At 36.1% G+C, this 22,880-nt stretch carries 23 protein-coding genes, 1 tRNA gene and 3 pseudogenes; 13 read left to right on the top strand and 14 right to left on the bottom strand.

Annotated elements, in window-relative coordinates:
• Nucleotides 1–39: 39 nt before the first annotated feature.
• The 3 genes and pseudogenes from era to DYQ05_RS08870 form a co-directional block, all read right to left on the bottom strand.
• Nucleotides 40–925 (bottom strand): annotated as a pseudogene (era, locus tag DYQ05_RS08880) (GTPase Era).
• A gap of 9 nt (nucleotides 926–934) precedes the next feature.
• Nucleotides 935–1,787: pseudogene (locus DYQ05_RS08875) on the bottom strand (RnfABCDGE type electron transport complex subunit B).
• Nucleotides 1,788–2,090: 303 nt separating this feature from the next.
• Nucleotides 2,091–3,278 (bottom strand): glycine C-acetyltransferase, encoded by a 1,188-nt coding sequence (locus DYQ05_RS08870; protein ID WP_024465318.1) that lies wholly within the window; start codon nucleotides 3,276–3,278, stop codon nucleotides 2,091–2,093.
• Between the two features lie 175 nt (nucleotides 3,279–3,453).
• On the opposite strand from DYQ05_RS08870, the gene DYQ05_RS14685 reads away from it, so the two are divergent.
• The 3 genes and pseudogenes from DYQ05_RS14685 to DYQ05_RS08860 all read left to right on the top strand — a co-directional run bounded on the left by DYQ05_RS14685 (nucleotide 3,454) and on the right by DYQ05_RS08860 (nucleotide 5,175).
• Nucleotides 3,454–3,621: a hypothetical protein gene (locus tag DYQ05_RS14685; RefSeq protein ID WP_435372820.1), complete on the top strand. Its 168-nt coding sequence runs from the start codon at nucleotides 3,454–3,456 to the stop codon at nucleotides 3,619–3,621.
• Nucleotides 3,622–3,635: 14 nt separating this feature from the next.
• Nucleotides 3,636–4,514: pseudogene (locus DYQ05_RS08865) on the top strand (uracil phosphoribosyltransferase); the annotation flags it as partial.
• A gap of 13 nt (nucleotides 4,515–4,527) precedes the next feature.
• Nucleotides 4,528–5,175 carry a tetratricopeptide repeat protein gene (locus tag DYQ05_RS08860; protein ID WP_194075321.1) on the top strand — a complete coding sequence of 216 codons (648 nt, stop codon included), beginning with the start codon at nucleotides 4,528–4,530 and terminating at the stop codon, nucleotides 5,173–5,175.
• Nucleotides 5,176–5,209: 34 nt separating this feature from the next.
• Here DYQ05_RS08860 and DYQ05_RS08855 read toward each other — a convergent pair whose 3' ends face one another.
• Nucleotides 5,210–5,818: a hypothetical protein gene (locus DYQ05_RS08855; protein WP_225969035.1), complete on the bottom strand. Its 609-nt coding sequence runs from the start codon at nucleotides 5,816–5,818 to the stop codon at nucleotides 5,210–5,212.
• Nucleotides 5,819–5,830: 12 nt separating this feature from the next.
• Nucleotides 5,831–7,762 carry an NAD-dependent DNA ligase LigA gene (gene ligA, locus DYQ05_RS08850; protein ID WP_206183283.1) on the bottom strand — a complete coding sequence of 644 codons (1,932 nt, stop codon included), beginning with the start codon at nucleotides 7,760–7,762 and terminating at the stop codon, nucleotides 5,831–5,833.
• 182 nt (nucleotides 7,763–7,944) lie between these two features.
• On the opposite strand from ligA, the gene rpsU reads away from it, so the two are divergent.
• Nucleotides 7,945–8,154 (top strand): 30S ribosomal protein S21, encoded by a 210-nt coding sequence (gene rpsU, locus DYQ05_RS08845; protein ID WP_024465320.1) that lies wholly within the window; start codon nucleotides 7,945–7,947, stop codon nucleotides 8,152–8,154.
• Nucleotides 8,155–8,229: 75 nt separating this feature from the next.
• Here the strand turns inward: rpsU and DYQ05_RS08840 are convergent, their stop codons facing one another.
• The 3 genes from DYQ05_RS08840 to DYQ05_RS08830 all read right to left on the bottom strand — a co-directional run bounded on the left by DYQ05_RS08840 (nucleotide 8,230) and on the right by DYQ05_RS08830 (nucleotide 11,108).
• Nucleotides 8,230–9,498 carry a class I SAM-dependent rRNA methyltransferase gene (locus DYQ05_RS08840; RefSeq protein WP_194075319.1) on the bottom strand — a complete coding sequence of 423 codons (1,269 nt, stop codon included), beginning with the start codon at nucleotides 9,496–9,498 and terminating at the stop codon, nucleotides 8,230–8,232.
• 5 nt (nucleotides 9,499–9,503) lie between these two features.
• Nucleotides 9,504–10,709 carry a peptidase T gene (gene pepT, locus DYQ05_RS08835; RefSeq protein WP_024465321.1) on the bottom strand — a complete coding sequence of 402 codons (1,206 nt, stop codon included), beginning with the start codon at nucleotides 10,707–10,709 and terminating at the stop codon, nucleotides 9,504–9,506.
• 325 nt (nucleotides 10,710–11,034) lie between these two features.
• Nucleotides 11,035–11,108, bottom strand: a tRNA-Val gene (locus tag DYQ05_RS08830).
• Between the two features lie 206 nt (nucleotides 11,109–11,314).
• On the opposite strand from DYQ05_RS08830, the gene DYQ05_RS08825 reads away from it, so the two are divergent.
• Both DYQ05_RS08825 and DYQ05_RS08820 read left to right on the top strand, forming a co-directional pair.
• Nucleotides 11,315–12,733: an alanine/glycine:cation symporter family protein gene (locus DYQ05_RS08825; RefSeq protein ID WP_029410539.1), complete on the top strand. Its 1,419-nt coding sequence runs from the start codon at nucleotides 11,315–11,317 to the stop codon at nucleotides 12,731–12,733.
• 73 nt (nucleotides 12,734–12,806) lie between these two features.
• Complete coding sequence (locus DYQ05_RS08820) at nucleotides 12,807–13,190, top strand: GrdX family protein (protein ID WP_024467114.1); 384 nt, start codon at nucleotides 12,807–12,809, stop codon at nucleotides 13,188–13,190.
• A 267-nt stretch (nucleotides 13,191–13,457) separates the two neighbouring features.
• Here DYQ05_RS08820 and DYQ05_RS08815 read toward each other — a convergent pair whose 3' ends face one another.
• On the bottom strand, nucleotides 13,458–13,661 hold the full coding sequence (locus tag DYQ05_RS08815; RefSeq protein ID WP_206183282.1) for a hypothetical protein: 204 nt from the start codon (nucleotides 13,659–13,661) through the stop codon (nucleotides 13,458–13,460).
• A gap of 1 nt (nucleotide 13,662) precedes the next feature.
• Between DYQ05_RS08815 and DYQ05_RS08810 the strand changes: the two genes are divergently transcribed.
• Nucleotides 13,663–13,875 (top strand): hypothetical protein, encoded by a 213-nt coding sequence (locus DYQ05_RS08810; protein ID WP_206183281.1) that lies wholly within the window; start codon nucleotides 13,663–13,665, stop codon nucleotides 13,873–13,875.
• Nucleotides 13,876–13,891: 16 nt separating this feature from the next.
• Here DYQ05_RS08810 and DYQ05_RS08805 read toward each other — a convergent pair whose 3' ends face one another.
• Complete coding sequence (locus DYQ05_RS08805; RefSeq protein ID WP_206183280.1) at nucleotides 13,892–14,053, bottom strand: hypothetical protein; 162 nt, start codon at nucleotides 14,051–14,053, stop codon at nucleotides 13,892–13,894.
• 434 nt (nucleotides 14,054–14,487) lie between these two features.
• Here DYQ05_RS08805 and DYQ05_RS08800 point away from each other — a divergent pair, with 434 nt between their 5' ends.
• Nucleotides 14,488–14,835 (top strand): hypothetical protein, encoded by a 348-nt coding sequence (locus DYQ05_RS08800; protein WP_024467949.1) that lies wholly within the window; start codon nucleotides 14,488–14,490, stop codon nucleotides 14,833–14,835.
• A 101-nt stretch (nucleotides 14,836–14,936) separates the two neighbouring features.
• Here DYQ05_RS08800 and DYQ05_RS08795 read toward each other — a convergent pair whose 3' ends face one another.
• From DYQ05_RS08795 to DYQ05_RS08780, 4 genes are all read right to left on the bottom strand, one after another.
• Complete coding sequence (locus tag DYQ05_RS08795; RefSeq protein WP_206183279.1) at nucleotides 14,937–15,374, bottom strand: DUF2871 domain-containing protein; 438 nt, start codon at nucleotides 15,372–15,374, stop codon at nucleotides 14,937–14,939.
• Complete coding sequence (locus DYQ05_RS08790; RefSeq protein WP_206183278.1) at nucleotides 15,371–16,039, bottom strand: hypothetical protein; 669 nt, start codon at nucleotides 16,037–16,039, stop codon at nucleotides 15,371–15,373. The genes DYQ05_RS08795 and DYQ05_RS08790 overlap by 4 nt, the downstream gene beginning before the upstream one ends.
• A 92-nt stretch (nucleotides 16,040–16,131) precedes the next feature.
• Complete coding sequence (locus DYQ05_RS08785; RefSeq protein WP_020965641.1) at nucleotides 16,132–16,911, bottom strand: ABC transporter ATP-binding protein; 780 nt, start codon at nucleotides 16,909–16,911, stop codon at nucleotides 16,132–16,134.
• Nucleotides 16,908–17,162, bottom strand: coding sequence for a hypothetical protein (locus tag DYQ05_RS08780; protein ID WP_152513091.1), 255 nt, complete (start codon nucleotides 17,160–17,162; stop codon nucleotides 16,908–16,910). Before DYQ05_RS08780 ends, DYQ05_RS08785 begins: the two co-directional genes overlap by 4 nt.
• A gap of 1,769 nt (nucleotides 17,163–18,931) precedes the next feature.
• Between DYQ05_RS08780 and DYQ05_RS08775 the strand changes: the two genes are divergently transcribed.
• The 5 genes from DYQ05_RS08775 to cobT all read left to right on the top strand — a co-directional run bounded on the left by DYQ05_RS08775 (nucleotide 18,932) and on the right by cobT (nucleotide 22,856).
• Entirely contained in the window at nucleotides 18,932–19,969 is a 1,038-nt protein-coding gene (locus tag DYQ05_RS08775) for a polyprenyl synthetase family protein (protein WP_206183277.1), read from the top strand.
• Between the two features lies 1 nt (nucleotide 19,970).
• The gene (locus tag DYQ05_RS08770) at nucleotides 19,971–20,495 is read left to right on the top strand and encodes a tetratricopeptide repeat protein (protein WP_020965637.1); all 525 of its coding nucleotides are present in this window, start codon (nucleotides 19,971–19,973) and stop codon (nucleotides 20,493–20,495) included.
• A gap of 1 nt (nucleotide 20,496) precedes the next feature.
• Nucleotides 20,497–21,288: a TIGR00282 family metallophosphoesterase gene (locus DYQ05_RS08765; RefSeq protein WP_024467433.1), complete on the top strand. Its 792-nt coding sequence runs from the start codon at nucleotides 20,497–20,499 to the stop codon at nucleotides 21,286–21,288.
• On the top strand, nucleotides 21,282–21,680 hold the full coding sequence (locus tag DYQ05_RS08760) for a hypothetical protein (RefSeq protein ID WP_206183276.1): 399 nt from the start codon (nucleotides 21,282–21,284) through the stop codon (nucleotides 21,678–21,680). The genes DYQ05_RS08765 and DYQ05_RS08760 overlap by 7 nt, the downstream gene beginning before the upstream one ends.
• A gap of 105 nt (nucleotides 21,681–21,785) precedes the next feature.
• Nucleotides 21,786–22,856, top strand: a complete 1,071-nt coding sequence (cobT, locus tag DYQ05_RS08755; protein ID WP_206183275.1) for a nicotinate-nucleotide--dimethylbenzimidazole phosphoribosyltransferase — start codon at nucleotides 21,786–21,788, stop codon at nucleotides 22,854–22,856.
• The last annotated feature ends 24 nt before the right edge of the window (nucleotides 22,857–22,880 follow it).

Here is a 22,880-nt window from a genome sequence, read left to right as displayed (position 1 = left end):
GCTTGGATTTTAACATGAAAACGGGTAATTCACGGGGAATCAGCTTGTTACGGTTTTTATTATATTTTCTTTTTGCCGCCAATTTTTATTTACGCGGACTTGTAAATCGAGCTGTACCTTATATGGAAAAATTTTCCGCATTTCGGCCATAGATTTTATTCTTATGCTTTTTATTACGGAGGCGCCCTTCCCTATTACCATAGCCTTTTGACTTTCACGTTCGACGTATAAAAAGGCTCTAACCCAAAGTTCTTTTCCGTTTTTCCGCATTTCGGCATCTTCAACTCCTGCGTACACCGCATGAGGTATTTCTTCGCGGGTATGAAAAATAGCCTGCTCCCTTATAATTTCCGTAATGCGGAATATAACTTCCTGGTCGGTATAAAAGTCGGGCGGATACAAGGCTTCTCCTTCAGGCAATAAGGCCGTTAATGCACAAAGGATTTCATTTATCCCGGTATTTTTTAAAGCTGAAAGCGTAAAGAAATTTTTTAAAGGCGTATCGGGTAAATGAAACGTTATTTTTTCTTGCAGCTGATAAACTTTTTCTTTTGCCGTATCGGATTTATTTAAACCTATAACGAGTCTTTTTTGAACATCTTTTAAGAGTCCGCAAATACTTTCTTCTTCACTTCCGAATTCCCTTGAAAGGTCTACCAGGTATAAAACCGCATCGGCTTCCGAAAGTCTTGTTTTTGCAATTTCCTGCAATTTTAAATTAAGTTTTTTTTCGGAAGTATGATAGCCAGGAGTATCTATAAAAACAATTTGAGCCTTTTCCGTATTTACAATACCGCGTATTGCATTTCTTGTCGTTTGCGGAATTGCCGAAACAATGGAAACCTTTTCACCGCAGGCGGTATTTAAAAAAAGTGGATTTCCCGGCCGAGGGTCGCCCTATAATCGTAACAATTCCGCTTTTCATTCTTGCTCCTTAAGCGGTTTTACAGCCGCTGCATGCGGAACAGGAAGAATAAGTTACTTTATTTTGCGCCAATACTAAAACCTTTGTCGGGCAGCCTTCTACACATTTATTGCATGAATCACAAAGAGAATAGTCCACGACAGGAATTCCGTTTATTACTTTAATAGCTTCTTTAGGACAGTTTTTTTCGCACTTCATGCATTTAATACAGCCGCGCTTACAGTTTTTCATTATTTGCGCCTTTTTCGGGTTTCGGCACGAGCACAATGCAAGGGCTCCCTTTAAGTCTGCGGAAATCAAAGATAAAACATGTTGCGGGCATTGGGCAACACATACTCCGCAACCTGTACATTTTTCGTAATCCACTTCAGGTAAGCCGCTTGCCTTATTTACATGAATTGCATCAAAGGGACAGGAATACTCGCAGTCTCCTAAACCTATACAACCCCAGTCGCATTCCTTTGTTCCGTTTATAGAAATTTTTGCAGCCTTGCAAGTTTTAATTCCTACATATCCGCATTTATCAAGACATACTTCGTGAGAGCCCTGACAGGTTAAAACGGCAACCTTTGCGGAAGCGGAGGCTTCCACACCCATAATTTTTCCTACGGCTTGAGCTACGGGAGCGGCTCCTACAGGGCAGCCGTTTACGGGGGCGTCCCCCGCCGCAACCGCAGCGGCAAATCCGTCGCAGCCCGGAAAACCGCAGGCACCGCAATTCGCTCCCGGAAGTACAGCTCTAACTGCCGCAACCGTTTTATCCGTTTCTACATAAAATATTTTTTTTAAATATTCCCAGTAAAAAACCCAATACTAAAGAAAGGCTTAAAGATACAGCCAAAGTTAATAAAATAATTTTCATAAGCATACTCCAAATTTAGAGAAAATAATTTATAATAGCCGAAAAGGCGGTTAATCGGCATTTACCGTTGTTTTGACAAGATATTTCTCTATCTTTGTTTATAATGCCATATTTTCATATTTTTTTCAAGCGTTTTTTTAAAAGTTTATTTGTATAGGTCTGTTAAGTCAATAATCGGAAAGAAATAAGTGAGGAGGAAGCCTTAAAGCAAAAATACGGAAATATCCTGTAAGGCGAGACCTAAAAGTCCCCGCCTTACAGGATAGGCAGTAAGTTTGCCGTTTTAAAAAATTACAATTACGGTTAAATAATTCCCATATCTTTTCCGACTTTTTCGCAAATCTTAACCGCTCTGTCAAGCTGTTCTACGGAATGGCCTGCGGTAACCATACATCTTAATCGTCCGGTTCCCTTAGGCACTGTCGGGAATACAATAGGCCCTGAAAAAAGACCGTTTTCAAAAAGTTTTTTAGAAAATTCCAAGGTTTTAGCTTCATCGCCTACTATAATGGGTGTAATCGGCGTTTCGCTGTTTCCGGTATTAAAGCCCAGCTTTCCTAAGCCTTCCTTAAAATGCTTTGCATTTGCCCAAAGTTTATCCGTATACTCCGTAGATTCCATAAGCATTTTAACGGCTTCGATTGCGGCTCCTACCGCCGCCGGAGGAAGTCCTGTAGAGAATAAAAACGGACGGCCCCTATTTTTAAGCCAATCTATTGTAACTTTTTTCCCTGCAACATATCCGCCGACAACGCCTATCGCTTTTGAAAGCGTTCCCATTGCAAAATCTACCCTGCCGTGCAAATGAAAATGGTCTACAGAACCTCGGCCGCTTTCACCTAAAACTCCGCTTGAATGGGCATCATCTACATAAGTTAAACAATTATATTTTTCCGCAAGTTCTACAATGCCCGGAAGGTTTGCAATATCTCCGTCCATAGAAAAAACCCCGTCCGTAATAATCAATACATTATTATAACCGTTTCTTTTTTCTTTTAAAACTTTTTCCAAGTCCGCCATATCGGAATGCTGAAAAACCGCCTTATCCGCTTTTGAAAGGCGTGTACCGTCTATAATTGAAGCGTGATTTAATTGGTCGGAAATAATCAAGTCTCCTTTATCGGTAACGGCTTGAATAACACCGGCATTGCAGTTAAACCCGGATTGAAAAGCTAAAACCGCTTCTTCCCGTTTAAATTCGGCTAAAAGCTTTTCCAAATCATCGTGTATTTTCATATTACCGATAATCGGGCGTACGGCACCTGCCCCCGCTCCGTATTTTTCAATTGCGGCAATAGCCGCTTTTTTTAACCGCGGGTGATTTGCAAAACCGAGATAATTATTTGAAGAAAGGTTTATAACCTTTTTTCCGTTAATTATACATTCGGCATCGTTAGGTCCTTCAAGAGTTACAAGTTCCTTATATAAACCCTGTTCTTTTAATTCTTGAACCTTTTTTTGTAAAAATTCCATATCATGAATATTAGACATAGTTTCCCCCTAAAATATGGTACGGAAATCTTTTTAATGAACTTCCGTTTTGTTATTATTTATCTTTTTATATATATTGTCAAGATGTTGAGATAAAGAAAAACTTTGTAATTTAATCTCTTGAATTTTTAACCGCTTTGTTTTATACTTTCCGCGTACTTTAACGGGAGTTTTTATGGGAAAAGTTGTTATGGGAGCTGAGGCTCTTGACGGGTATTTAACCGAAGATGATGTTAATAATCTGCATGAAATGAATGAGCTTTATACTAAAGCAATGAATTGTTTTTCTATTTTGGAAACCGAAAAAGGTGAAAAAAAACAAAAGCCAATTCGGAGATTATAAAGCTGTATAATGAAATGGGGCAGCTTATGCAGGATATTTGCAAAGATATTCCCCAGTTGAAAATATATTCTTTCGATACCGAACATGAAAATCATGCGGAAGCATCACGCGTTATTGCAAAACTTCGTTCGGTAAAAACGGAACACAGTGAGTTTTTATATTATACGCAGCGGTCTTTTGAAATGCTTTTTAAACTTGCATATAAGGGTCAGCAAAACGATAAAAAAAATTATCTTGTAGTTAAAACCCCCGTAACTAATCCCGTTCAAAATTATGCCGTTCATAAAATATCCGATATAGATTATAAAATAGAAAATGCGGTGATGTGTGTTATGCTTAGAGGCGCTCTTCTTCCTTCTATGATTCTTTCAAAAGAAATTGAAGAATATTCTTCTCACGGATATGTAACCCCCTTTGCTCTTTTTAAGATTAAGCGCGACGATTCCAAAAAAGAAAGCGATATGCAATATATTTTAGATTTGGATAAATCATATTTTAATTTAAACGACTTGGACGGAAAAGATTTAATTTTTGCGGACCCTATGAATGCTACAGGAGGCAGTTTAGTAACCGTCGTTAAACATTTAAGAAAACTCGGAGTACGGCCAAAATCCATAAGCTGTTTTCATGTAATTTCCGCATTAAAAGGAGCTTTACGTATTGTACGGGCATTGGATAATTGCACCTTGTACACTCTTTGGATGGACCCCGTTTTAAACGGCGATGCCTATATAATGCCGGGCTTAGGAGACGCGGGCGACAGAATAAACGGAAAGGACACATCCGAATATCCGCGCAATATAATTCAGCTTTTGGCGGATTACGGGTCCAATATTTCGGGCCTTTACCGCTCGCAGCTTCGCCAAATAGAAAAAACGGTACTTGGAAATTGAACGGAAAAGTATTATGAAAAGATTTATTTGTTATTTTGTTTTATTGTTTCTTGTTTTACCTCAGCCTAATATTTTTCCGGAAGGAATTAAAGAAAATTTATACGGAGAGTATTTTTCCATTGCAGAAGGATACACCGAACTGAAAAAATACGATAAGGCAATAGATTATTATAAAAAAGCCGAAAAATCAAAACAATACCGAAATGCGGTAAAATATAATTTAGCGCAAATTTACGCTCTTCAAAAAGATTGGGAAAATTGCTTAAAATATCTTGAGCCTATGTATAATCAAGTCCCCGATAATATAAAAATAAGTACGGCTTACGCTTACGCCCTTGCCTCGGCGGGTAAAGAAACAAAGGCCATAGAAATTTATAAAAAGATAATATCGAAAGAAAATGAAACGCCTGAATATTTTTTTAATTATGTAAGAATCTTGGTTACGGCAAAAAAATACGAAGAATCTTTAAAGCTTTTAGAAGAATCAAAAGAGAAATTTACACAGGAAGAAGATAAAAAAACTATTGCGGAACTGGAAGAAAAAATAAAAAATATTTTAAATCCTCCTAAAAAAACTAAAGATACCTCTAAGGAAAAAAGCGGAAAAAAACAATCCGAAAAAGAAAGCCCTCAACCTGAAACACCGCCCTCTAAGCCGTAGGTTTTGAAAATACGAAAAAAGCGAAAAGCCGATTTTAATTTGTTTTTAATAAGAGGCTGCCTGAAGAAGAAACCGTTAAAATATATTCCGTATCGGGATTAAAACGGCGCAAACTTACCGTTTGCTTTTTAGCTGAAGAAAACGTCAAAAAAAGATTGGGAGAAAAAGCTGCAAAACTGAAAAGTGTTTTTACGGCATCTTTTTCTTCATCGGAAAAAAAAGAATAATCGTAAATTGCAGGATATCCGTTTTTTAAATAATAAGAAAAAAGTTTTATTCCGGTTCCGTATTTGGATTCATCTGAAAAAATTCTATACGGAAACACAAGGGCTCCTTTTTTCAATTGAAGAACTATGCATTCAAGTTTTAATTCCCAACCGTGCCATGAGCGCTCATAAGTTCCTAAAGGCTTTCCGTCGGGAAGATAAAATGAAACGGCTGCGCTGACATTTTCGGTGTTTTGTCCCAATGCCTTTACGATACAGCCCGTATTGTAGATTTCAAAATTACCGTTTAAAAGTTTTTTTTCCGCATACTCTATCTTTAAAGAATAAAAATTTACGATTATAAATATAAAAAGAAATAATAAAGAAACAAAAGAAAATATACTAAAAAAACATTTCCTATTTTTTATAATTTTCATTTAGCTTAAAATTTAAACCTCCAGCATTTTTAAAAATTCCTTTTCGGTAATAATTGCGGTTCCGAGCTCTTGTGCTTTTTTATTCTTGGAAGAACCTGAATCTGGCGTGTTTGTAACAAGATAGCTTAACCCCTTTATAACGGACGATTTAACCGAGCCGCCTCTTTCTTTTACTTTAATTTCAGCTTCCGCCCGCTTCATCGAATTTAACTCTCCCGTAAAACAAAAACTGAAGCCTTTTAATACGGCCCCGTCTTTTTCCGAAAGAGGCTCTTTAATTTTTATATTTCCGGAATCGATAAGAGTTTGCATTTCTTCTTTTAACAGTTTTAAACTTGTAACAAGTATATTTGATAACACTTCGCCGAATTGATAAACCTTTGCAAAATCGTTTTCATTTGCTTTAAATAATTTTTCAGGCGTATCAAAACCGGCTTCTTCAAGTTTTTCTACCATTACTTCGCCTATTCCTTCAATATCAAAACCCGCAATGAATTGTTTAAGGCTTATTTCTTTTTTTGAATGAAGAGCAGTATAAACTTTTGCAGCCGAAACCTTTCCCATTCTGTCGATTGCGGAAAGCTCTTCTACGGTAAGGGTGTATAAATCATAAATGGAATTGATTCTTTCCATATCGAATAAGCGGCGTATTAAAGTAATACCGAAATCACGTATATCCAAAACGCTTATCCATTTTTCAATTCTATGTAGAATAAGTTTTTTACACGAAATATTAGGGCAATAAAGACGCGTTCCTTCATTTACCAAGCTGCTTCCGCAAGCGGAACATTTATCGGGATATTCTATAGGTTTTACTCCTGAAGGGTTTTCTATAAGAGCTTCAATTTTAGGAATAATTTCACCCCGTTTTGTTACGGCTACACGGCTTCCTATTTTAAGATTTAAGGCTTCTATTATGTTCGGATTGGCAAGGCTCGCTCTTTTTACAGTCGTACCTGCAAGGCGTATCGGCTCAATAAGGGCTATCGGCGTATAAGTTGCACCCGATTCGCTCCACTCAATTCCGCGTAAAACGGTAACGGCTTCTTCCAAGCTGAATTTAAAGGCTATTTGTTTTTCAGGTCTTGCTCGGCTCACATCGGAAGAATCGATTTCATCGTTTTTTACAACAAGACCGTCTATATCAAAATCAAGTAAAGGCCTTTTTTCCATAACTTCGGCACGGTACTTAATTACCTCATCTATGCTTTTACAAAGTTTAAGCTCAACGGTTAAAAATCCGGAATCTTTAAGCCAAGCAAGTTTTTCGGTTTCCGTTTTAAAAGGTGCATAACCTGAAAAAGGTTTGCCTTGCGTACCTTGTACGGCGTCGTAACAAATTACCGTTAAATGTTCGTTACCCTCCCCGTTCTTTTTTTTCATTAAACCGTTTGCAGCATTGCGGCAATTAGCCTTGTCCGAAAAAAAACTTTTATGAGCCGAACGGGTCATAATAACCTCTCCGCGTATTCCCCCCGTAAAAGGATTTTCCCCTGAAGGAGAAGATAGCCCTGAAAGAATTTTTACAACGCCTTTCATTTTATGGGCATTTTCCGTTATATCATCTCCGATTTTACCGTCCCCGCGCGTAACAGCTCTTACAAATTTTCCTTTTTCGTATTGAAGCTCAATGCTTGCCCCGTCAAGTTTATATTGAACTATAAACTCGTTAAAAGGCATTTTTAAAGCCCATGCGGAAAAGGCTTCAGGATTAGCGGCTTTTTCCTGACTTCCCATAGGTACTATATGTTCGGCTTTTGGAAAGCCGTCCGCAGATTCTTTAGGGACTACAGTAAATATTTTATTTTTAGGGTCAAGGATTTTTAATTCGTCCCATAACTCATCAAATTCGGCATCTGAAATTTCGGGCTCCGAATTATAATAAAGATCTTGATGTTTTTTTATAAGTTTTTCAAGTTCTTTAATACGCTTTTTATTTTCCATAATTTGTACTTTAACAAAAAAAAATAAAAAAAAAAGAGGTGGTTAAGACTTTTTGCAATGGCGGAAGATATTGAATATTTCCATAGCGGCTTGATATTTTCTTTTTAAACCTCTTGACAGTATCTTTAATTTTTTATATACTGTTTCTTTAATCTTAAAGCCGGAGGGGGTGAGTAAAAAAAATGGCATTTGTTTCAATTGATGATTCCGAGCACCTTGAAAAAGCGTTAAAGCGTTTTAAGCGTCAAGTGGAAAAAGAAGGTATTATCCGCGAATGGAAAAAACGCGAGTATTATGAAAAACCTTCTACAATCTTAAACAGAAAAAACAAGGCTCTCCGCCGAAAGCTGATGAAAAAAACAAGGCGTTCAAGAGACTCAAAAAGCTATTAAGATTTAGGAAAAAGAAGCCTTTAAGGGCTTCTTTTTTTATGAGTTTCCTTGCAACCCTTCCTTTTTTTCCGTATCTTAAACTACTTGAAGTAAAAAGAATTTCAAATATTCTGTTTCAGTCTGTCCCATTAAAACGGGATGATCTGCGGATTGTCCGCGTTTTTCGATAATGCGCAGCCGTCTGTTTACGGTTTTTGCAGTTTCAAAAAGCATTGAAGTAAAATCATCTTCGCTTATAAAACGGCTGCAGCTTGCCGTAGCTAAATATCCGCCTCGCGGTAAAAGCTGCATAGCCTTTTTATTTATTTCCCCGTAACCTTTTAATCCTCTATCCCGTACATTGCGGTGTTTGGCAAAAGCCGGAGGGTCTAAAATAATCATATCGTAAGGACCGTTTTTACGGACGGTATCCCAATCGGTTCCCGTCTTATTTTCAACCAAGGCGGTTAAAAGATTAAACACATCGGCTTTAACGAATATAATTTTTTCTTCCGCATTTAAAACGGAATTAAGTGCTGCATTTTTCTTTGCGGTTTCCAAAGCGGACGCGCTTATATCTATTGCCGTAACGGCTTCGGCCCCGCCTGCAATGGCATTCAATGCAAAGGAGCCCGTATGAGTAAAACATTCTAAAACACGCTTACCGCGTGCAAGAGAGGAAACGGCGAGTCTGTTATACTTTTGGTCTAAAAAGAAACCGGTCTTTTGTCCGTTTATAAAATCTACAGAATATTTTATTCCGTTTTCGCAAATTATAACTTCGCTGAAAGAAGACGGAAGCTCTGTATATTTAAAAAGCCAGCCCTTCCCTTCTTCCAAGCCCTCAAGCACCCTTAATTCGGAATCGTTCCGCTCAAAAACTCCTGCAATATTTTGTCCGTCTTCTTTTAAAACTTCAACTAAAATTGAAATTAAGGTTTCCTTTATTGCGTTTAAGCCGAAAGACAAAACCTGAATAACGAGGATATCGGCAAATTTATCAACGGTAAGACCCGGAAAACCGTCCGTTTCACCGAAAATAATTCGGCATGAGTTTAAATCTTCTTTCCGCATTACGTCTTTTCGATATTGCCAAGCATATTCAAAACGGCGCTTCCAAAAAGCGTCGTCGAATTTATCGTTTTTATTATCGGAAATTATTCTAACTCTGATTTTACTGTTTTTACTGTAAAATCCAGTACCCAAATACTTATCTTTATCGCTAAAAATATTTACAAGGCTTCCGTTTGCAGCTTCTTCTGCTTCCGTAATTTCATCTTCATAAACCCATGTATGTCCGCTTCGTAAAAATTTTGAACCCTTTGCGGTAATTTTAAAGCGTGGAAAATTTTCAGTATTATGCATAAAGTTTACTTTGCGTTATTTTCAGCGATTTTTACTACAAGCTCTATTCCTTTTTCGATAAATTTTGTAGGAATAAATTCAAATCTGCCGTGAAAATTGTAACCGCCCGCAAAAATATTGGGACAGGGAAGCCCCATAAATGAAAGCCTTGCACCGTCCGTTCCTCCGCGTATGGGTTTAATTATAGGCGTAATACCTAACTCTTCCATAGATTTTTTTGCAAGTTCGATTATTTCCATACGGGGTTCTATTTTTTCTTTCATATTATAGTATGAATCTTTTATTTCCATTTTGATAATGTTTCCGTATTTTTTATTTAAAAAATCGACGGCGGCCTGCATAAGTTCTTTTTTATGTATAAATTTTTCCATTGAATGGTCGCGGATAATATACGACATTTTTGTAAAATCTACCGTGCCTTCAATTGAATGAAGATGGATAAAACCCTCATAACCTGAAGTATATTCCGGTTTTTCGTTTTCAGGAAGCATATTTTCAAGTTCCCGTGCGGCGGACAGAGCGTTTACCATAACGTTTTTTGCAGAACCGGGGTGTACATTTTTTCCGCGGATTTCTATTTTTACGCCGGCAGCGTTAAAATTTTCGTATTCCAGTTCACCCAAAGGGCCTCCGTCAACAGTATACGCAAAATCGGCTCCGAATTTTTTTACGTCGAATTTATCGGCGCCTCGCCCTATTTCTTCATCGGGTGTAAAACCTATTTTTATATCTCCGTGTTTAATTTCAGGATGAGAGATAAGATGTTCTATTGCACACATTATTATTGTAATACCGGATTTATCGTCCGCACCTAAAAGAGTAGTTCCGTCTGTAGTAATAAGCTCCATACCTTCCACATCTTTTAAAAACGGAAAATCCTTTACCGTCATCGTGTACTCGTCGTTCAGTTTAATATCTCCTCCGGAATAAACAAAAACCTTAGGATTAACGCATTTTCCGTCCAAATCCGGAGCCGTATCCATGTGTGCAATAAAACCTATCGCAGGAACCTTTTTATCGGTATTGGCGGGTAAACATGAATAAACGTAGCCGTCGGAATCCTGTTCCGCTTTTAAACCCATTTCCGTAAGTTCTTTTACAAGAAGTTTCCCAAGTTCCAATTGTCCCGGAGTGCTAGGACAACTAAGACTTTCTTCATTTGATTTTGTATCCATCGCTATATAACGCTTAAACCGTTCAAGATAATTCATAGTTTTCTCCTTTTCCGATTTTAACATTATTAAGGTTTTATGTAAAGACGCTTGTATAATATCAATAACAAAGTTTAAAAATATTTTTTACATAAGTTAATTACCGAGGACATAAAAGATAAAAATCACCGACGTAGAAATTCCCGCTTGAGGAATTTTTAAAACTGTTTGATATAAGTTTATATTGTTTTGATTTTTTCCGTTTTTTATTCTCGGTTTTTTAAAGACATGATATTCCATACATAAACTCCCTACTTACTTGACTTTTTAAAATCAGGTGAAAGTCGCAAATTCGATAAGTCTATATATAGCAAGGATTTAAAGATGGGCGCTGACGGGATCGAACCGCCGACATTCTGGGTGTAAACCAGACGCTCGTACCAGCTGAGCTAAGCGCCCGATAAAGTGATAATATTATAATTTAAAAAAAAAGTCAATAGGTTTTTCAATTTTTTTTAACCGAATTTATTTAAAACGAAATTATGAACCGAAAGCTTTATTATTAACATAACTTACATATTGACATCTTTTACCGTTTAATTATATAATACTTTATACAAATTATTATTTCCGCGAAATTTTGTGGAAAAAGGAGAAATCTTTTTATGGAACAATTTTTACAAAGTCTTACAAATTTCGTTGCCGGTTTAAACGGAATTGTATGGGGTGTCTATTTTTTAATTCCGCTTTTGTGCGGAACCGGTTTATTTTTTACAATCAGACTGGCCGGTGTTCAAATTACCAAATTCGGTATGGGCTGGAAAAGGCTTTTCGGTAACTTTTCTTTAAAAGGTGAACAGGCGGGAAAGCACGGAATGAGTTCTTTCCAAGCGGTTGCAACCGCAATTGCTGCCCAAGTAGGAACGGGAAACCTTGTAGGAGCTATGACGGCTTTAATTATGGGCGGTCCCGGTGCAATATTTTGGATGTGGATTGCCGCCTTTGCAGGAATGGCAACAAACTTCGCGGAAGCTTGTATAGCTCAAGTATATAAAACTCAAGACGACTCAGGTCAAACCGTAGGAGGCCCTGCATATTATATTTCTCAAGGTTTGGGAAATAGCGGATTTGCCAAATTCCTTGCAGGCTTTTTTGCAATAGCAATTATTCTTGCTCTAGGCTTTATGGGTAATATGGTTCAAGCAAACTCGATTTCAGATGCTTTTAATAATGCCTTTAATATTCCTACATGGATAACCGGTATTGTTCTTGCAGTACTTGCAGGTATTATTTTCTTAGGCGGAGTTAAACGCATTGCTTCAGTTACGGAAAAAGTAGTTCCTATTATGGCTATAGTATATGTTATAGTAGGTCTTGTGGTTATAATATTAAATGCAAAAAATATTCCCGCTATGTTTGCCGATATTTTTAAAGGAGCCTTTAATCCCAAAGCCGTTTGGGGAGGCGCTTTAGGTTTCGGAATAGGAAGGGCTGCACGCTACGGAATTGCACGCGGTTTATTTTCCAATGAGGCCGGTATGGGTTCCACTCCGCATGCTCACGCGGTTGCAAAAGTAAATCACCCTGTAGAGCAAGGTGTTTTGGGTATTGTTGCCGTATTTATCGACACTTTTATAGTTCTTAACATTACAGTATTTACGGTTTTAAGTGCGGGAATTATTAAGTTTGAAAACGGAGAAGCTACAATGAAGGGTATTAAACTGGTTCAAACCGCCTTTGCCCAGCACTTACCCGGAAGTTCCATCGGTACTATTTTTATCGCCGTTTGTCTTCTTTTCTTCGCTTTTTCAACTATTATCGGTTGGTATTATTTCGGTGAAACAAATATCCGATATCTGTTCGGAACAAAGGGTTTAATCCCCTATCAATTATTAGTAGTAGCCTTTGTATTTTTGGGAAGTTTATTGAAAATTGATTTGGTTTGGGAGTTATCCGACCTTTTTAACGGAATAATGGTTATTCCTAACCTTATAGCATTGCTTATCCTGAGCGGAACGGTTGCAAAACTTTTAAAAGACTACAATAACGGTCTTCCTTTTGATGCAAGTAAATATAAGAACTAACCCCTTAAGGTTTTAGCTGATAAGGGCAGTTTATAAAACTGCCCTATCTTTTTACCTTTTTAATTTTACGACAATGAAAACACTGCCTAAAAGAATAATTATAACAAATAACCCGCGTGTAAAAATATTTTATGAAGAAGATGCCGGGTTTAAGAATAAATTCACTCTTCAATTCGTATCTTCGCGCGAAGAAGTTTTTACGCAAGTTAGGGACCTGATTCATAAAAATTGGAAACTCTTAAATCATGCAATGGCCGGAAATATTCCGCTGCATAAACATCCTTACCGCAGTATGGCATTGGAAGAAACGGGCTCTCTAGATTCAAATTCTCTTATCCTTTGGGAGTCGGCAATGGAGCGGGTAAAACGGGGAAAAATCCCGCCCTACCCCGATGATGTATTAAAAGATTTTCAGGAATTGGATTTAACTCTTTTTGCAGGAAATTTAAGAGTTTAACCGATTGACTTCTTTTTAAAACCGCTCCCCGTATTTTTAAAAGAAATTTAAGTATTTTTTAAAACAACTTGGAAATTTCGGAGCGGTATCCTGCTGTGTTAGAATGTTTTAAAGCAAGGAAATTACTTATTGCCGATAAAATGAATAAAATTATGAGGCTTACAGATAAGGAATTTATTCGGCGATTACCCTCTAAAATACCGAGTGTAATCACCTTTATAACAGGAATCGAAAACATATTTTTAATAAAATTAAAAAAAAAATTCCTTATAATTGTGTACGGTATTTTAGCGAATAAGAAACCTTATAGGCGGCATATACCGATAATACGGCTAAAAACATACAGGTTAAAATTCTTAAAATCATAACTTGAATTAACATTACACATGTCAGCATTATAAATGATACGATAAACATAATTACAGAAGACGTATCTTCGGAGCCTTTCGATGAAATACCGGATAATTGCATAATGCTCGCCCCTGCAATTATGAGAGGAGAAAGCCATAAAAAATCTATTATTTTTATTTCTTTGCTTATATTAGGAATATCGGCAATAAGCATTAACGCTGCAATTACAAATGAAAAAAATATTTTAATAAAAAAGACTTGTAAAAAGCTGAAATTTAAATTATGGATAAAAATAGAGCCGGAAGAATTTATTTCGTCCGAATATGAATTATAAATATATTGCCCTACGGCTAATAATATAAAAAAAGAAGCGTAAAAACCTGAAGTCCTCTATCTTTCATCCATGGGACATAAAGACCTGCCGTACATATAACAGCCACGGCCCACGCTTTATAGTTATACCTAAATTCATATAATTCTTTTTTTAATAAAATTTTTAACTGCGGTTTCATTTGTCTTTCTCCTAAGTTAAAAAGACATACATTCATCAATTAAAAAAGTAAATGCAAAAACTTCCAGCAACGGATAAAAACCTTCAAATACTAATGACGAAATCTTTAGAAAAAAATATTTTAAACTTATACGGAAAGGCTTAAATAAAAAATACAAAAAGCCTCTTTTCATACTTACCGCTCCTTATTTATTAAATCGAAATATAATTTCAGGTTTTTAAAATCGAATTTCTTTATAAATTTTCTAAAAAATAGTGTCAAGGGGGTTGACAAAATTGGGGGGGGGGGGGGGGTAAAATAGAAGAGAATCGAAAATATATTGAATGACCTGCTTAACCTTTGCAGGAGCGGAACCGCTCAAACTAAATTTCGATTCCGAAAGTAAATTTTAATTTGCAAATAATATAAAAATTTGCAAGAAGGAGTTAGACACAATGAAACAAAAAAAATCGGTTTCAATGATTGGAATGCTTATTTTACTGATAAGTGTTATACTGGTATCGGGTTGTTCAACTATGCGGCCTGTAGAAACAACGGCACAATTTCCTGCCGATGGAAGTAAATATGTAGTATTAGGCAGAGTAGATTATGCCGGAAAGCTGTCAGGTACCGGAGCCGGATATACAAAATTGCTTGAAATTGCAAAAGAAAAATATCCGAAAGCCGATGATGTTGTTAATATAGTTATGGACGCAAAATACAAAAAAGGTTTATTCGGCAGTGCAACAATGGATTATGTAATTATTTCCGGTGTTGCAATAGACTACCTTGAAGTAAAATAGCAGAAAAGTAATAAGATATAAAAACGGTTTTGTGTTAGAAGTTCCGAAAAAACATAAAACTGTTTTTATATAAAAAATAAAATTCTGATTTTAATTTAAAATTATAACGAATTCTTATCGGAACCGGTTAAATCTTTACTGTTTTTAAGTGCCGTCAACAAAAGAATTATTCCCGTACCTGTTAAGATGTGTCCTATCCCTGCAATACCGGAAACAGCCGCATCTATTCCGGATGAAAGCGGAATGTCCAACACCTGCAATACTCCGCGAACAATCATCATAACTGAAGTCAGAGGAACTCCGATATTGTACGTATATAGAAAAAAACGGAATGATTTTTGAGTATCAAGAGTACTGTTTTTTGCAAACAGTGCAACAATCATAAATACAATCATTCCAAGTAAAAATAAATGAGTGTGTACTTTACCGAGCGTCGTTACACCGGAAAACCCGTTCAGTTTAGTGAATTCACGATAAAACACACCGCTTGCCATTGCAGCAATCGCATAAATAAAAGAATAATTTATATATTTTTTCATCTTTTAATATCTCCTTTCATAGAATTATATCCTATAAGTACGGTCCAAATATATGCGCAAGTTTTCGGAACCATAAGAACTCCGATAATCGGTACGGTATCTGCAAATAAAACTACCGGAATATAAAAACCGAAACTCAAAACAATAGTAAGCCATAAGAAACGGAAACTGTAATCGTTTTTTTCTTTTGCACTTTGATAAAAAATCACTATAATTAAAAGTCCTAAAAGTGCAAACGGAATGTTTCGATAAATTCCCCAGGATAATGGAGGCGTTGCACTTAACCATTTATTTTGCGGCATACGACAAAGGATAATACGGGAAAGTGCAAGAGCCCATACCGCCTGTGTAAGCTTTTTTCTTCCGGTAATTCGATAGCGTTCCCGCCACACATAATAAAGCAGCACATAAAAGAGCGTCATCGTAACGGAAGTAATTAGTTTACCGATTCCGGGTGCTGCGGTATAATTCTCTAAGCCCGTTGTGCATAAGGCAACCGCCCGGGGTACTAAATGAAATGAATCTCCGAAACCTAAAATTAAAGCCATAATACCGTATAACAGATATTGCCTTTTCCCCTTACTTTCCATTATCATTTTTATACCGAGAAAAATAACTGCGGATAAGTAAATAATATCAAAACCCGTTTCAAAAACAGCTTGCATTGAATATCTCCTTGTTTTTCGATGCTAAGCCTTATTATGACCCAATAAATTTTCTTGTCAAGAGGGCTTGAGTTTTTATAACATAAAAAAGCCTAAATTTCCTCCGACATTATTTTTAATATCTTTTCAGCTTCTTCTTTCGGGTTAAGCGTTCCTGTAAGTTCTTGAAATAATTGTGCAAGATTTACACCTTCTTTATTCAGTTCGCTTTTAATTTGTTCCAACATTCCTTTTGCTATAATCTTGCCCTTATTTATGACAATTATGTCCTCGGACATCTCTTCTACTATTTCCATTATATGTGAAGAATAAAAAATTGTCTTCCCTTTTTTTGCCAACTCGACCAGTAAGTTTTTAAATACGGCAATACTTTGTGCATCTAATCCGTCTAAAGGCTCATCAAGTAAAAGAATATCGGGGTTATGAATAAGAGCTGAAATTATCAGAACCTTTTGCCGCATACCTTTTGAGTATTGCGAAATTCTTATATTTAATTTTTCTGCAATATTAAAACTTTCCGCCAACTGTAATGCTCTCTTTTTTATAACTTCACCGTTTACACCGTAAAGTTTACCGACAAAGTCTATATACTCGCTTCCGGTAAGTACTTCGTATAATTCACCCGCTTCGGGAACATAGCCGATTCTTTTTTTATATTCGTTTCCGTTTTTAATATCGGAGCCGTAAATTTTAATTGTACCCTTATAATTGTTTTGCAAACCGATAATATTGGTAATAGTACTTGATTTTCCGGAGCCGTTCGGTCCGACAAACCCGATTATTTTTCCCTCTTCTGCGGAAAACGAAATGTTGTCTACAGCTTTAAATTCTCCGTAATTTACGCTAAAATCATTTACTTCAATCGTATTCATTTATTGTCAGTATCTCCTTTACTATTTGTATTTTTTAATTTGCAATAAGCTCTGCGGTATTGAAACACCGCAAATAAAATTAACGCAATTGAAAAAATTATCATACCTAAATAATTTTGAAAAGTTTTTTTAAAACCTATATAAATGAGCGGAATAAAAATCCAAGAGCTTAATGATATTAAACTGCCGTAAACGTCGCTATCATTTTCACCGTAAGAAAAAGGCAGCATATTTGAATAAAGTTTTACCATTGTGAAATATGTAATAAAAAAATATGTTATAATTACAAAGCTCATATATATATATATAGGAATAGTTAGATGACAGCAAACATATAATACATAAAAAGCAGCACAAAGTTAATAACAGCCTTTTTAGCATAAAGCCGTAATATATTTTTTTTAATTTAACATAATTATTATTAGAGCAGAATATCTTTAAATGCCACATAGCCTTTGGATTTATCGAGAAGTAGCCGGGAACAATCAAATCGGATAAACTTAATGTGAAGAAAAGCAACATTAATAAGTGGTCTTCGATATTAAGTGCTCCATGTGTACCTTTTCGTAAAGAGATGAATAGAATTAAAATAGGTAGAGAAAATATTTTCGATACTTGGTAATAAAAATATTTTTTATACAAAGTATCATATTTTGTTATTTTTTTATATAATGTCCTAATTAATGATGATTCGGAAATTTTATTTATTTTTAATGATAAAAATTTTTTACCGTATGAATTTTTTAGCATATTTTGAACAGGCTTTTTAATTAAATAAGCATTTAAAATAAAAGAATATAAAAGACCCAATATAATAATGCCCGAAATCCATGCTAATTTTTCCGACTGAAAATTTGCATTGTCGTTTTTATAAAATCCCCATATATGATTTACTCCCTGTACAAAAAGAAATTTTTCATTAAATATATACGGTGTTTTTATTCCGAATGTTCTTAAAAACCTTATAGCAAAAAGCCCGATGGATTCGCTTATAATAACTATTGTAAAAAATATATTTTGAGGAAGTAAAAATTTAAAAAACAGAAATAATAAACCTGAGATTATAACGGAATTTATACCGGTTATAATTAACGAGAAAAAAGTAATAATTCCAATTAAAAAATTATTTTGTATTGCAAAAAAAATTGCAACGGTAAATGAAAAAATAGATAACGGTATACTGTAAATTAAAAAACTTAAACAAAAATATGAAAGACTTCTTGTTATATTATGTATGGGTCTAATTATAAAAAAACGTTTATGTTGTTGATTATCTACAATAAAAATGTTTATAGGGAAAGTTGATGTAATAAACCAAATAAGCGATAAAAAATGCAAGAAAATTACTTTTTGAAAAAATGAAAAATGAGTACAATCATGTTTTAATGAAAAACACATTATAATCCACGCCGCTATATTTAATAAAATAAGCAACGCAACCCTAAAAAGAAGCGATGTTTTTTTATTTGTTGTTTTTTGACGCAAAAAGAATTTGAAATTATATTTTATACACGCTTGAAATTGTATCAATGGAAGCAATTTCATTTCGTCAAACCTCCTATTATATTTATCTACTACGGCATTTCAATTAATGCATGAAGTATACTCTTGATTACATGTTTAATACTACTTCCCTTCTTAACAATTTACACCTACTAATTCAATGAATGTTTACGTTGTATACCAAAATAAAAACAGCTGTCAAGTGTCTTTAACAAAAAAAACGTTTTTTTTCATAAATATCTACTACTTCGACAGTCTTACCTATTTACAATTGAATATCTCTGAGAAATGTTATTTTTATAAAAGAAAAATAACATATTATATTTGCAACAAGTCCATCAATTGTTTTAATGGGTATAGATAAAATTATAAACTAAGATAAGCCCCTTGTTAATATATTAAGATAAAAATACATTTAATATAAAAAAATGTCAAGAGTCTTTGACAAAAGAATATTATAAAGCAAAATAATAAAGATACTTGGAATTTATCGTATTTTGTGGTATATTTAAAGTGTATGAATGATGAATTGGAAGCAAGGCTTGCCGAAATAGAAAAAGTTCTTTATTCCGGCTTACCCGAAAACATAGATAAAAACGCTGAAAACGCCTTTTTCGGACAATTGCCCGAAAATATGAGCGGAAACATTTTTAAACTTATAACGCCATGTAAAGACCTTATGCAGCGGGGCGGAAAAAGATGGCGTCCTCTTTTGGCGGTTTTATCTTGCGAACTTGCGGGAGGGAATACTTCCGATATCTACCCTCTTACACCGCTTGTAGAGTTTTGCCATACGGCAAGTTTAATTCATGATGATATTGAAGATAACTCGGAGGAACGCAGGGGCGGTGTCGCAATTCATATAAAATACGGCTTGGATACGGCATTGAATGCCGGAAGCTGGCTTTATTTTCACGCTTCAAATTGTATCGATTCTTATGAAGGAAATGCGGAACTTAAAAACCTTTTATACAAACTTTACTCGCTTAATTTACGCAGACTCCATTTAGGACAGGCAATGGACATAGCTTGGCATTCCAAAACCGACTATATTCCTTCACGGGAAGAATATCTTACAATGATAGGCTTAAAAACAGGTTCCTTAGCAAAATTCGCTGCCGAACTCGGGTTTGCCGCAGCTCGTAAATCCGAAAAAGAAATTGCAAGTTTCGGACTTGATGCCCTTGAAACGGGTCTTGCCTTTCAGATTTTAGACGATGTAAAAAACATAACGAAGGGAAATAAGGGCAAAAACCGCGGAGACGATATTGTCGAAGGAAAAAAGAGTTTACCGGTAATACTTTGCATAGAAAAAAAGCCTTCTTTAAAAGAAAAGATATGCGGTTTGTTTACCCGAGCTGCGGAGGAAGGTATTAACAGTCCTGCAGTGGAAGAATGTATTTCACTTATAATAGAATCGGGAGCTGCAAAACAAGCTGAAAAATATGCCGAGGATATTGTGTGGGCTTCATTAATTAAGCTTCAAAAAAATTACGGCAAGAATAAGGCGTCGGATTTAACCGCCGAATTATTCAGCTCAATTTGCGGGGTGTAAAATGAAAGAATCTCCTCAATTTTTTAATGATGCGGGTGTAAGTATGTCTATGCAAGGCTTTCACAATGAGGCTATTGCCTGTCTGAAAAAGGGTTTATCGCTTGACCCTAAAAACAGCCTTTTGTGGCTTAACTTAGGTCTTACATACTATGCGGCGGATATGCAAACCGATTCAAAAAAGGCCCTGCTTCAATCGTTAAAGTACGACCCTTATCAAGCGGACGCATGGGATTCTCTCGGTCTTTTATTTTATAAAGCGGGAGATATGGAATATGCCGAAAAAGCTTTTGAAAGCGCTATTAAACTTGAACCTTCCAACGGAAGAATTTGGAATAATTACGGAACCTTATTGTTTAATGAAGAAAACTATATAGACGCCAGAAAAGCTTTTGAAACGGCGGTTACCTTGGAGCCCGAATTCGGAGATGCGGTTTTTAATTTACGCGATACTTATATGGAATTGGGCAAAAAGGACCTCGCCGAAAAGTGCAATATAATTTTAAAGGATATCAATTATAAAGAATAAAATGAATATATTATATGTTGCGGAAATTACGGGAAAGGCCGGAGTTTGGGTAGTAAAAACAATGCTGAAAACCTTAAAGGAAAAATTTAAACCCGATTTTACTATTGCAAATGCAAACTCGGCAACGGGTTCAAGCGGTCTGGGCAAGCAGCATGCGGGTTATTTAAAAAAACTCGGAATTGACTGCATAACGGTAAGCGATTCCGCTTTTCAAAAAAAAGATTTGGTGGACTCCATCGAAAATATTTCTTATGTTTTGCGCCCTGCAAATCTGCCCTCCGTTTCACCCGGACGCGGTTTTAAATTTTTTTACAACGAAAAAAAAGAAAAACTCGCTGTAGTTTCCGTTTTAGGAAGAATAGGCCATCATAAAATAATGAGCGAAAACCCGTACATTGAAACGGAAAAACTTATAGAAAAATTAAAAAACGAAACGGGGTTTATTTTTATAGATTTTTCTTCATTTGCAACCGCCGAAAAACAGGCTTTCGGGTTTATGCTGGACGGAAAAGTTTCCGCCGTAATCGGTTCCGGAAGCAAGGTTCAAACCGCCGATGAAAAAATTCTTCAAAACGGTACCGCTTATATTACAGACACGGGAAGAACAGGCAGCCTTAATTCCGTAGGCGGATATGCTGCCGAAGACAGAATCAGAGAATATAAAACCTGTCTTCCCGATTTCGGAAAAGATACTTGGGAAAGACCTGTTATCCAAGGCGTTTACTTGGAGCTTGACAAAACGGGCAGGGCTTCAAAAATTAACCGTATATTCGAGGAGTGTGCAGCTTGCTGAAAAAAGGAAAAGTCATTTCGGTGCTTGCCGGTAAAAATAAACTTGAAATAATTTTGGATAATTCCGAAACGGAAAATTTATGTTCAATTTCAGCCCCCTATTCCGCAAACGGAGAAAATTCGGGACTTTGCGGCTGCGGCTGCAAGGGTTGCAGTTTTTCCTGTAACGGCGGCGAAGAAAAAAAACGAACCGGTCTTTTTGCCGTTTCAGGTGATAGAATAACGGTTTTAAACAAAACGGGAAAGAATTTTCGCTTAGGCGATACCGTAACCGTAAAAGCGGATAAAAAAAAGACCGGTCTTCAAGCATTTTGCTCTGTTTTTATACCGCTTATTTTTTCCTTATGCTGTGCAATTATTTTACGTGCTGTTTTTAAACGGAAGGCTCTTTAATTTTGGGCGTATTTTTAGGCCTTTTCTTAGGCGCTCTGAGCGCTTTTTCAATAAAAACCGTTTTAGGCGATAAAATGTTTTTGGAAATTGAGGACGGTAAATAAAATGTTGCTTCAAAAAACTTTAGCTTCAATTACCTCGGTTGAACGGTCTTATGAAAAAAAAGCGAAGCTGTTTTGGGACAGTCTTGCACATCCTCCGGGCTCTTTAGGCGAACTTGAAGAAATAACCGTAAGGCTTGCAAAAATTCAAAAAACCTTGGATTTGCACATTGACAAAAAAGTTACGATAGTATTTTGTGCCGATAACGGAGTTTATGCTGAGAAAATAACCTCTCAACCTCAAATTACGACATTTTTTCTTTCGGAAATTATGCATACCGGACAAACGGGACTGGGAGCCGTTTCAAAATGGGCCAAAAGCGATATTTTAGTATACGATGTGGGAATGATTAAAACAAGTAAAAGGACGGATATAATAACGGAAAAACTGAGGGAAGGAACCGGCAATATTGCGGCAGGACCTGCAATGACTGCGGAAGAATGTATACATACCATAGAAACAGGTATTAGGGCCGCCGAAAGAATTGCAAAAGAAGGTTACGATATTGCAGGTATAGGCGAATTGGGAATTTGCAACACAACGACAACGGCAGCAGTCCTTTCGGCTCTTTACGGTATACCGCCTGAAAAAACCGTAGGTCGCGGAGCGTCCACTACGGAAGCTATGTATGAGCTTAAATTAAAAACCGTAAAAAAAGCCTTACAGGTTAATCAACCTTCTCAAGGAGATGTAATAGACTGTATCTCAAAGGTGGGAGGCTTTGATATTGCGGCAATGTGCGGCTGTTATATCGGCTTAGCCTCTTTAGGTATTCCTGCCGTTATGGACGGTTATATTTCAAGTCTTGCGGCTTTATGCGCTTGCAGTTTAAACCATAAAATAAAAGACTATTTATTTCCTTCACACAGCTCTCAAGAACAGGGTGCAAAAATATGTGCCGAAAAACTCGGCCTTTCTCCATGTTTAAATATGAAAATGCGCTTGGGAGAAGGCAGCGGCTGTCCTCTCTTTTTTAATATCTTGGAAGCGGCAATCTTTATAAACAAGAATATGGGAAGATTTACCGACACTATGATAAACCGAACCGATTTGGTAGATATAAGACAGGATTAAAAACAAAATTCTTTAATTATTATT

This window comes from Treponema pedis, from assembly GCF_017161325.1.
Lineage (GTDB): Bacteria > Spirochaetota > Spirochaetia > Treponematales > Treponemataceae > Treponema_B > Treponema_B pedis.
The sequence above is the reverse complement of the archived record's forward strand: the minus strand, read 5'-3'. Positions and strand labels throughout refer to the sequence as shown.